At 63.8% G+C, this 8,810-nt stretch carries 10 protein-coding genes; 9 read left to right on the top strand and 1 reads right to left on the bottom strand.

Features of this window, described 5'->3' with window-relative positions; genetic code table 11:
• The 8 genes from GEV06_27385 to GEV06_27350 form a co-directional block, all read left to right on the top strand.
• On the top strand, positions 1-528 hold a 528-nt coding region (locus tag GEV06_27385; protein ID MPZ21584.1), incomplete at its 5' end, for a TIM barrel protein.
• A 27-nt stretch (positions 529-555) separates the two neighbouring features.
• On the top strand, positions 556-1,950 hold the full coding sequence (locus GEV06_27380; protein ID MPZ21583.1) for an amidohydrolase family protein: 1,395 nt from the start codon (positions 556-558) through the stop codon (positions 1,948-1,950).
• Positions 1,951-1,963: 13 nt separating this feature from the next.
• Positions 1,964-3,163, top strand: a complete 1,200-nt coding sequence (locus GEV06_27375) for an amidohydrolase family protein (protein ID MPZ21582.1) — start codon at positions 1,964-1,966, stop codon at positions 3,161-3,163.
• A 105-nt stretch (positions 3,164-3,268) separates the two neighbouring features.
• Positions 3,269-4,027 carry a glucosamine-6-phosphate deaminase gene (locus tag GEV06_27370; GenBank protein ID MPZ21581.1) on the top strand — a complete coding sequence of 253 codons (759 nt, stop codon included), beginning with the start codon at positions 3,269-3,271 and terminating at the stop codon, positions 4,025-4,027.
• 6 nt (positions 4,028-4,033) lie between these two features.
• Positions 4,034-5,278: a hypothetical protein gene (locus tag GEV06_27365; GenBank protein MPZ21580.1), complete on the top strand. Its 1,245-nt coding sequence runs from the start codon at positions 4,034-4,036 to the stop codon at positions 5,276-5,278.
• Positions 5,279-5,463: 185 nt separating this feature from the next.
• Positions 5,464-5,706: a hypothetical protein gene (locus tag GEV06_27360; protein ID MPZ21579.1), complete on the top strand. Its 243-nt coding sequence runs from the start codon at positions 5,464-5,466 to the stop codon at positions 5,704-5,706.
• Positions 5,699-6,319, top strand: a complete 621-nt coding sequence (locus tag GEV06_27355; protein ID MPZ21578.1) for a hypothetical protein — start codon at positions 5,699-5,701, stop codon at positions 6,317-6,319. The genes GEV06_27360 and GEV06_27355 overlap by 8 nt, the downstream gene beginning before the upstream one ends.
• A 100-nt stretch (positions 6,320-6,419) precedes the next feature.
• Complete coding sequence (locus GEV06_27350; GenBank protein MPZ21577.1) at positions 6,420-6,959, top strand: hypothetical protein; 540 nt, start codon at positions 6,420-6,422, stop codon at positions 6,957-6,959.
• Between the two features lie 81 nt (positions 6,960-7,040).
• Here the strand turns inward: GEV06_27350 and pcaF are convergent, their stop codons facing one another.
• Positions 7,041-8,249 (bottom strand): 3-oxoadipyl-CoA thiolase, encoded by a 1,209-nt coding sequence (pcaF, locus tag GEV06_27345; GenBank protein ID MPZ21576.1) that lies wholly within the window; start codon positions 8,247-8,249, stop codon positions 7,041-7,043.
• Positions 8,250-8,394: 145 nt separating this feature from the next.
• Here pcaF and GEV06_27340 point away from each other — a divergent pair, with 145 nt between their 5' ends.
• Positions 8,395-8,802 carry a hypothetical protein gene (locus GEV06_27340; protein ID MPZ21575.1) on the top strand — a complete coding sequence of 136 codons (408 nt, stop codon included), beginning with the start codon at positions 8,395-8,397 and terminating at the stop codon, positions 8,800-8,802.
• Positions 8,803-8,810: the final 8 nt, after the last annotated feature.

Below are 8,810 nucleotides of genomic sequence, written 5' to 3'. Positions count from 1 at the left end.
TGGATCGATCGCGCCGCCGACATGGGAGCACCGACGATCCGGATCTTCGCCGGCTCCCTTCAAGACGGCACGAGCGAAGCGCAAGCGCGCCAGTGGTGCCTCGATGCCATTCGCGAGTGTTGCGACTATGCCGGATCGAAGGGCATCATCCTCGCCCTCGAGAACCACGGCGGCATCGTGTCGACGGCAGAGCAACTGGTGTCGATCGTCCGTGAGATCGACTCCGAATGGTTCGGTGTCACCTGGGACAGCGGTAACTTCCGCAGCGGCGATCCGTACGCCGAGCTGGCCATGGCGGCACCGTACGCTGTTACGGCGCAGGTCAAGACCAGGATCAGCTCGCCCGAGGGGTCGCAGCCGGCCGATCTGCCGCGGATCGTCAAGATCCTCCAGGACGTCAACTATCGCGGCTGGCTTGCGTTGGAATACTCAGGTGACGAGGAGCCGAAGGTCGCCGTGCCGAAGTATCTCGAGGAGCTCCGGCGTCTCACTGCACCCGCACCTCATGTTTCGAGCGCGGCTGAGTGAGACGCTTTCAGAAAGGATCCGTGCCTCATGGCTCGCTGGTCACCGATTGTCGTGCTGCTCGTGGCGGGGCTCGCGGCGGTGTCGTGTCAAACGCCCGACGGCAATGGCTCTCAGGGCACCCAGGCTGCATCGGCGAGCCAGGGCTCCCCGCCTGCTGGTCAAGATGACGAGCCCCAAGGGTGGTCAGGCGCCGCGCCTCCTCCAGACGCACCTCTCGAGCCCAGGGCACCTGAGACGGTCGGAGAGGGTGAGGTGTGGACCCCACCGATGCCAACGACGGAGTCGATTGCGCCGCCGGCTGGTTGGGTGACCAGTGGGCCCGACGTCCCCTCGATGCCGGTCACCTTGATGCGGCTGCCGAGAACCAACATCACGCGCGCGAAGTTTCCCGCGATCGATTTCCATGTGCATGCGCGCGGCCTCACGACCACGGAAGCCTACAAGAGCTTGATCGAGCTCATGGACACGATCGGGATGGGCGCTATCGTCAATCTCAACGGCGGTACCGGTAAGGAGCTCGATGTCGCCCTGGAGGCGGGCGAGCCGTACAGGGATCGGGTGGCCAACTTCATCACGTTCAGCGCAGAGGGCATCAACGAGGCTGGCTGGTCAGAGCGATTCGCTGCCGAGATGGAGCGCGCCTTCAAGGCCGGAGCCATGGGCATGAAGGTGTCCAAGGTGCTCGGGCAGGTCGCCAAGAATCCGGATGGCACCTTCATCCAGGCCGACGACCCCCGCCTCGATCCCATCTGGGAGATGGCCGCCAAGTACGACAAGCCGGTGATGATTCACACGAGCGACTCGATCGGTCGCTTCTATCCGATCGGCCCGAAGAACGAGCGCTATGAAGCCGGCTTGTGGCGGCGGCCTGGTGACGCCTCGGGGAGTCTCTACAGCGACGGTCCGCCTCACGAGGTGATCGAGAAGGCGCGTGAGAACATGCACAAGAAGCATCCGAAGACGCGCTTCGTGAGCGCCCATATGGCAATGCTCTACTACGACCCCGAGAAGCTCGCCGCGTTTCTCGACACCTACCCCAATGCTGACGTCGAGATGTCCGCGACGTTCCAGGACCTCGGTCGTGCGCCCCGCCTGTGGCGTGAGTTCATCATCAAGTACCAAGACCGCATCCTGATGGGCTCCGACGGCAATCCCAATCGTCTGCCGGACGAGTTCTGGATCCCCCACTGGCGATATCTGGAGACCTACGACGAGTACTTCTACCACCCGGCGCAGATCCGCACGCCCGGAGGCTCGCCCGGGCACGGCCGCTGGAACATCTCGGGCATCGGGCTGCCGGACGACGTGCTGCGCAAGGTGTACTACGAGAACGCGCTCCGGCATCTCCCATCTCTGCGGAAGTCCATCGAGACGCAGCTCGCCCAGCGTCGGGCCTCCGCGGGAGCAGTCGCTCGTCGGTAACGGGATCACCATCATGACCATGCGTCTGGCGCCCTGGGGGCTCGTCCTGATTCTGGTGTCCGGCTGCTCTTCATCTCCAACGCCGGCGGAGAGCAACGACTCTTCCTCGCCGGAGTACCCGGGCTTCAAGCCCACGCCCGAGCAGACCGCCATGCCCAAGAGCCTGCTCGTAGTGAAGCGCACGCCGATCGAGAAGGCCAAGTACCCAGTGATCGACTTCCACCTCCACGCGAGGAGCCTGCAGACACCGGAAGACTACGAAAAGATGATCGTCGACATGGATCGGGTGGGTCTCGGCGCCGTGCTCAACATGGACGGTGGGATGTACGAGACGCTGGACAAGAACATGAAGGTGGGCGAGCCCTATAAGGACCGGATCGTTCACTTCGCCCGACCCGTGTGGGAGGGGATCAACGAGCCCGGATGGTCGGAGAAGACCGCCGCGGAGCTGGAGCGCGCCTTTCGAGCGGGGGCGCAGGGGCTCAAGATTAACAAGGTGCTGGGCCTAGAGCTGAAGAATTCGGACGGCACCTATATTCAGTGCGACGACCCCCGCATGGACCCGATCTGGGCCATGTGCGCCACGTACAAGAAGCCGGTGATGATCCATGTCAGCGACCCGATCGCGCGCTGGGATCCTATTGGTCCCGACAACGAGCGCTACGAAGCCGGCCAATGGCGCAGCGATCCTTCCGGCAACTATTACGGGACAGGCCAGCCTCACTACACCGAGATCTGGAAGCACGAAGAGAACATGCTGGCAAAGCACCCCGACACGCGCTTCGTGCTCGGCCATGTCGGCAACATGGTGGAGGATCTGGAGCGGGTGGGAAATCTTCTCGACCGCTTTCCCAACGCCGACGTGGAGCTCTCCGCGCGGTTTCAGGATCTCGGCCGGCAGCCCTATACTGCCCGCAAATGGCTGATCAAGTACCAGGACCGCGTCCTGTTTGGCAGCGATGGCAGCCCGGGACGGAAGGCCGAGCCGTTCTGGACACCCCACTGGCGCTTCTGTGAGACCGATGACGAGTACTTCGATCATCCGGCGCAGATGCTGTCGCCACTTGGCGCTCCCCTGCAGGGCCGCTGGCGTATCCACGGCGTGTTCCTTCCCGACAACGTGCTTCGGAAGATCTACTACGAGAACGCCTTGCGATATCTTCCGTCGCTGCGAGCGTCGATCGAGAGACAACTGGCCGCCTGGGGTCCGTAGCTGCTGGACCGACCTCTGTCGCAGGTCCTTGCTGTGCTCCGACCAACGCCACCCGGCCCCTTACACGCACGAAGACGCTCGTCTTCTGGAGGTAACTCGACACTCATGCGGATCGAAATCTTCGAGAATGGCTCGGATCTCGGACAGGCAGCCGCGGCTCTTGCGGCAGAGACGATCGTGGAGGCGGTCGCCGCCCGCGGTTGCGCCCGCGTCGTCGCCGCGACGGGCACGTCGCAGCTTGCGTTCCTCGAAGCGCTCACGGCCAAGACGGATCTGCCGTGGTCACGTGTCGAGCTCTTCCATCTGGACGAGTACATCGGCCTCCCGGTCACGCACCCGGCGAGCTTCGGGAGGTATCTGCTGGAGCGCTTGATTCGCCCAACGGGCATCGAGGCCTATCACTTGCTCGACGGCGAAGCCAACGCGGACCTGGTGTGCGACGACGTGGGTCGCGCGGTAAGCGCGGCGCCCATCGACGTCGCCTTCGTGGGCATTGGCGAGAACGGGCACCTTGCCTTCAACGACCCGCCTGCCGACTTCCACACCGAGCGGCCTTACTTCATCGTCGATCTCGACGACGCGTGCCGGCGACAACAGGTCCGGGAGGGCTGGTTCGCGGCGCTGGAGGAAGTTCCGCGGCGTGCGATGTCGATGTCGATTCGGCAGATTCTCAAGGCGCGCCGGATCCTGTGCATCGTGTGCGACGAGCGCAAGGCCGCGGCTGTCCGCGCGTGTCTGAGCGACGGTATCAGCCCCATGGCGCCGGCCTCCATCTTGCGCACGCACCCCGACACGACGCTGTTTGCCGATCGATCGGCCACCTCGTTGCTCGACCCCGCCCTGATTGCGCGCGGCGAGCTGTAGACCTCCATGCCTTCTCGGTATCGCAAGCTCAGGATAGCGCTGGGGGCGATCGGCCCCGGGCTCTTTCTCATCGGCTACAACATTGGCACGGGCAGCATCGTCACGATGGCCACGTCGGGGGCGGCCTTCGGCATGTCGCTCTTCTGGACCGTTGCCCTCTCTTGCGTCTTCACCTACGTGCTGATGGTCGCGTATGGGCAGGTCACCCTCGTGACGGGCCAAACCGCGCTGGCGAACTTCCGGTCGGCGTTCCCCCGGTTCCGCATCGGCGATCTGCTGGGGCTGTACATCATGACGGCCCTGATCATCGGAGAGATCCTGTCGTTGATAGGGATCATGGGCATTGTCAGCGAGCTCCTACAGGAGGGGTCGCGACTATTAGTAGGGGGCCGTGGCTACAGCACGTTGTCGATCACCGTGGTGCTGGTAGCTCTGCTCTATGCCCTGCTTTGGTACGGCCGCTACAAGCTGTTCGAGAAGCTGCTGACGGTCATCGTGATCTTCATGGCGTTCTCGTTCATCGTGGTCTTCATCCTGGTCAGACCGAACCTCGGCGTCATCTTGCAGGGGCTGGTCCCACGGATTCCGAGCGGGCCGGGCGCGCTGCACCTGATTGCCGCGATGGCCGGCACGACGGTGTCGGCGGCCGTCTTCCTGATACGCAGTACCGTGGTCGCCGAGAAGGGGTGGACGGTGGACAACCTCGCCCAGGAGAAGCGGGACGCCTTCGTCTCCGCCAGCATGATGTTGTTCCTGAGCGGGATCATCATGGCGGTCTCGGCCGGCACGCTGTTCGTGATGGGTCTGCGACTGGAGAACACGGTGGAGCTGATTCAGCTCTTCGAGCCTCTTGGTGGGGAGGTCGCCGCATTCATCCTGATCCTGGGTATAAGCGCGGCCGGCTTCTCCACCGCCTTTCCAATCGTGCTCATCGCTCCCTGGCTCATCGCCGACTTCACTGGGCGGCCACGAGATATGCGCTCGCCGCTCTTCCGGATCCTCATCTTCGTCGCGGTGCTGTTTGCCTTCGCCATGCAGTTCCTGGACGAGCGTCCTCCCGCGGTCATGGTGTTCTCGCAGGCGTTCCAGGCCCTCATTCTCCCAGCCGTGGTGATCCCCATCCTGATCCTGATCAACCGCAGGGATGTCATGAGGAGCTATACGGCGGATTCGCGGTTGAACGCCGGGCTCGTGGCGGCCTTCCTCTTTTCCCTGATGACCGCCTACTTCGCGGTGGCCGAGCTGCGCTAGCCGGGCTCGAGACCAGGTCGAAGCGGCCCCATCTGCGTCGACGCTATTTGACGTCATAATCTAGTTTTGACATCACTGTTGGATGCCGGTAGACTCGGTCTATGTCCCGAAAGGCGTTCACACTGAGGATCGACGAAGCGACACACGGGGCTCTCGAGAACCTCAGCCGTATTTTGCGGAGGCCGATGAACCAGTTGGTTCACGACGCCTTGGCGGTTTACCTTGACCGCCGCACCCGCGACGTGGAGCGTGATCTGGAAGCCAAACTGGCTAGCCTCCAGGCGTATAGCCGGCGCGACCCAGACTTCGAGGACGCCATCGCGAGGTTTGCGGAGGCCGAAGCCCGTCTCGACGATACGGTCGAGGGTGAATCGGTGACCACCACCGGTCCGATCCGGCGCGAGATCCGACGACTGCTGAATGCCTGATTGGGATGCGGACAGTCCCCGGCTGCAGCAGAATCTCAGGTCCGTGCTGCGCCGGATCCGCGACTCCGCACGCGCCCGTGAGCTCCCCACCGTCGAAGCGGCACGGAGCTGGCACGCGGAGATGTTGACTGGTCTCGATCTACCCGGCATGCGATACGCGGGCGCGTTCAGGGGCGAAGCCGGCTTGGAACACGCTGAGGTACGAGTTGGTCGACATCTTGGTGTCCGCGCGGCGGACGTCGGTGCCACGCTGACAGCATTTGAACGGGTGCTGCACAGCGCGGTCACGCGGCTGGATGAGCTCGTGCCACGGGACGCAGCACTGGACGCGGACAGGATTGCGGCGGTTCTCGAGCTGTGCGCATGGGCACACGCGGAATGGATCCGGATCCATCCGTTTGTCAACGGCAACGGCCGCACGGCGCGCCTCTGGGCCAACGGTCTTGCCATGCGCTATGGGTTGCCGCCCTTCGTGCGCCTGAGGCCGCGCCCGGACGACGACGATTACGGCGCGGCCGGCGAGCAAGCCATGCTCGGCAACTGGGGGCTCACGGCCGCTGTGTTTCGCCGGATGTTGCTGCGCTTCCTCGATGAAGCGAGCCAGGACACGTGATGCTCGCTCAATCGACTTACGGCACTGCTTGGCGTCCTGAACCAGGGCGCCGACATTCAGGCGTGATGCTCTCTCAGACGAAAACAGATAGGAGGAGAACATGTCAATGGTAGTCGACGCGACGTTGATGGAGATGGATCAAGAGGCGGTGGCGACCCGACGCCTGTTGGAGCGCGTGCCTGAAGACAAGCTCAATTGGAAGCCTCACCCGAAGTCATTCTCGCTGGGACAGATCGCCCTGCATGTGGCGCAGGTTCAGGGTGCGGTCTGTGCTATAGCGACGCAGGACGTATTCCAGGTCCCTGAGTTCAAGCAGAAAGAGGCGGAAACCCGTACCGAAATCCTCGAGACATTCGAGCGGAGTCTCTCGACGGTGCGAGATCTGCTCACGCGCCTGGATGACCAGCGACTGATGGGCACGTGGACGCTCGAAGACCACGGCGAGGTGCTCATGACCGTGCCGCGCGTCGGGCTGCTCAGGAGTCTCATGCTGAATCACTTCTATCATCACCGCGGGCAGCTCGTGGTCTATCTGCGCATGTTGAACGTGCCCATTCCCTCGATCTATGGACCCACGGCCGATGAGAACCCCTTCGCCAGACGAACGGCTGCGACACCCTCGTCGCACGCGACGGCATGATCGGAACGAGGCGCGGGCGGACTGCTTCTAACCTTGGCTGCTCAAAAGGGGGACCCGCGGTCCGCTCGCCTCGTCGGCGGGTCACACCCGTTCGACAACCAGAGAGATGCCCTGTCCCACGCCGATGCACATCGTGCACAACGCATATCGGCCACGCATGTGACGGAGCTGGTACATCGCAGTTGCGACGAGGCGCGCACCGCTCGCCCCCAACGGATGGCCGATGGCGATGGCGCCTCCATTCGGATTCACGTGCTCGGCGTCATCGGACAACCCCAATTGTCGTGTGACGGCAAGCGCTTGCGCGGCGAACGCTTCGTTGAGCTCGACGATGTCGATGTCCGTCAGGGTCAGGCCGAGTCGTGCGAGCAGCTTGCGGGTGGCTGGCACCGGGCCGATACCCATGATTCTCGGAGACACGCCCGCAGTGGCCGCACCGAGGACGCGCACTTTGGGGTCCAAGCCGTACCGATGCACTGCGGCTTCGCTGGCTAGGAGCAACGCGCAACTGCCGTCGTTGATGCCAGATGAATTGCCGGCAGTCACAGAGCCCTCGGGCCTGACGATCCCCTCGAGCCTGGCCAGGGCTTCCAGCGACGTGTCTGGTCGGGGATGTTCGTCTTGGCCCACGATCCGGCGTTTATCCTTGTCCTCTGGCACCGTCACGGGTGTGATCTCGTCGGCAAACGCACCAGCCCGGTGAGCCGCGGCCCATCGCTGCTGACTGCGAAGCGCGAAGGTGTCTTGATCGCGGCGGGCGATGCCAAACTGGGCCACGAGGTTCTCCGCTGTCTCGGCCATCGAATCGACGCCGTAGCGTGCCTTCAACGCCTGGTTGACGAAGCGCCATCCCATCGTCGTGTCCTCGAGCTTGGGCGCGCGAGAAAACGGCGCCGCTGTCTTGCCGAGCACGAATGGCGCGCGCGTCATGCTTTCGACCCCGCCCGCCACGACGAGCTCCGCTTCGCCGCACCGAATGCTGCGAGCCGCGAGCGCGACGGCATCCATGCCGGAGCCGCACAGTCGATTGATCGTCGTGGCGGAGACGACCTCGGGCAAACCGGCGAGCAGCACCGCCATGCGTGCGACGTTCCGGTTGTCTTCACCGGCCTGATTCGCGCAGCCGATGAACACATCGTCGACAGCTTCCCAATCGACCGGTGCATTGCGCGCCGTGAGCGCGCGAATCGCAATGGCCGCCAGATCATCCGTCCGCACAGCCGCCAATGCGCCGCCGTAGCGACCGAAAGGCGTGCGAACACCGTCACAGATGAACACCGCGCGAGTCATGCGGATGGCTCCTCTCGAGACCCCTTTCCCGCGGCGTGCGACCGCCGGGGACGCCTGGCCGACGGACGGAGGCCTCAGCCTCCACGCGCGAAGATAGAATGTGTATTGTGAAGACTCGGCCTTCGAAGGCACTCGTATAGGAGTGATGGTGCGAACACATCGTGTGATGAGACCCGGCCCATTGGCGACGAGCGCAATCGCGGCGCTGGTCGTGATTCTAACGATGATATCCGCGGCGGCGGGCCCGCTGGAGCGGGGTCCCCAGGCCGGCAGCCGGCCTGGGGTGAAGGAGGACCTCGCTCAGCGGCGCGCGCGCGTCATGAAACAGCTCGATGCGAGCACGATGATGATCCTCTGGAGCGCCCCGACGCAGGTCTACTCGCACGACGTGGACTACGAGTATCGGCAGGACAGCGACCTCCTGTACTTTACCAGCATCGAACAGGAGGGCACGATGCTGGTGCTGATGCCCGGCAACCGCACGAAGAAATCCGCTTCCTCAACGCCACCTTCGTGGATGTGCAGCCCATCGTCTGGGCGTTGCGCCAGGTGAAGACACCA

The sequence above is a fragment of the Luteitalea sp. genome (genome assembly GCA_009377605.1).
Taxonomy (GTDB): Bacteria; Acidobacteriota; Vicinamibacteria; order Vicinamibacterales; family Vicinamibacteraceae; genus WHTT01.
This window is presented reverse-complemented; position numbering and strand designations above follow the sequence as displayed.

What these genes read in the sequence shown, in the direction of transcription:
- GEV06_27380 (MPZ21583.1), top strand. Translation starts at nt 556, where the DNA reads ATGGCTCGCTGGTCACCGATTGTCGTGCTGCTCGTGGCGGGGCTCGCG.
- GEV06_27375 (MPZ21582.1), top strand. Translation starts at nt 1,964, where the DNA reads ATGACCATGCGTCTGGCGCCCTGGGGGCTCGTCCTGATTCTGGTGTCC.
- GEV06_27370 (MPZ21581.1), top strand. Translation starts at nt 3,269, where the DNA reads ATGCGGATCGAAATCTTCGAGAATGGCTCGGATCTCGGACAGGCAGCC.
- GEV06_27365 (MPZ21580.1), top strand. Translation starts at nt 4,034, where the DNA reads ATGCCTTCTCGGTATCGCAAGCTCAGGATAGCGCTGGGGGCGATCGGC.
- GEV06_27360 (MPZ21579.1), top strand. Translation starts at nt 5,464, where the DNA reads ATGAACCAGTTGGTTCACGACGCCTTGGCGGTTTACCTTGACCGCCGC.
- GEV06_27355 (MPZ21578.1), top strand. Translation starts at nt 5,699, where the DNA reads ATGCCTGATTGGGATGCGGACAGTCCCCGGCTGCAGCAGAATCTCAGG.
- GEV06_27350 (MPZ21577.1), top strand. Translation starts at nt 6,420, where the DNA reads ATGTCAATGGTAGTCGACGCGACGTTGATGGAGATGGATCAAGAGGCG.
- pcaF (MPZ21576.1), bottom strand. Translation starts at nt 8,249, where the DNA reads ATGACTCGCGCGGTGTTCATCTGTGACGGTGTTCGCACGCCTTTCGGT.
- GEV06_27340 (MPZ21575.1), top strand. Translation starts at nt 8,395, where the DNA reads ATGGTGCGAACACATCGTGTGATGAGACCCGGCCCATTGGCGACGAGC.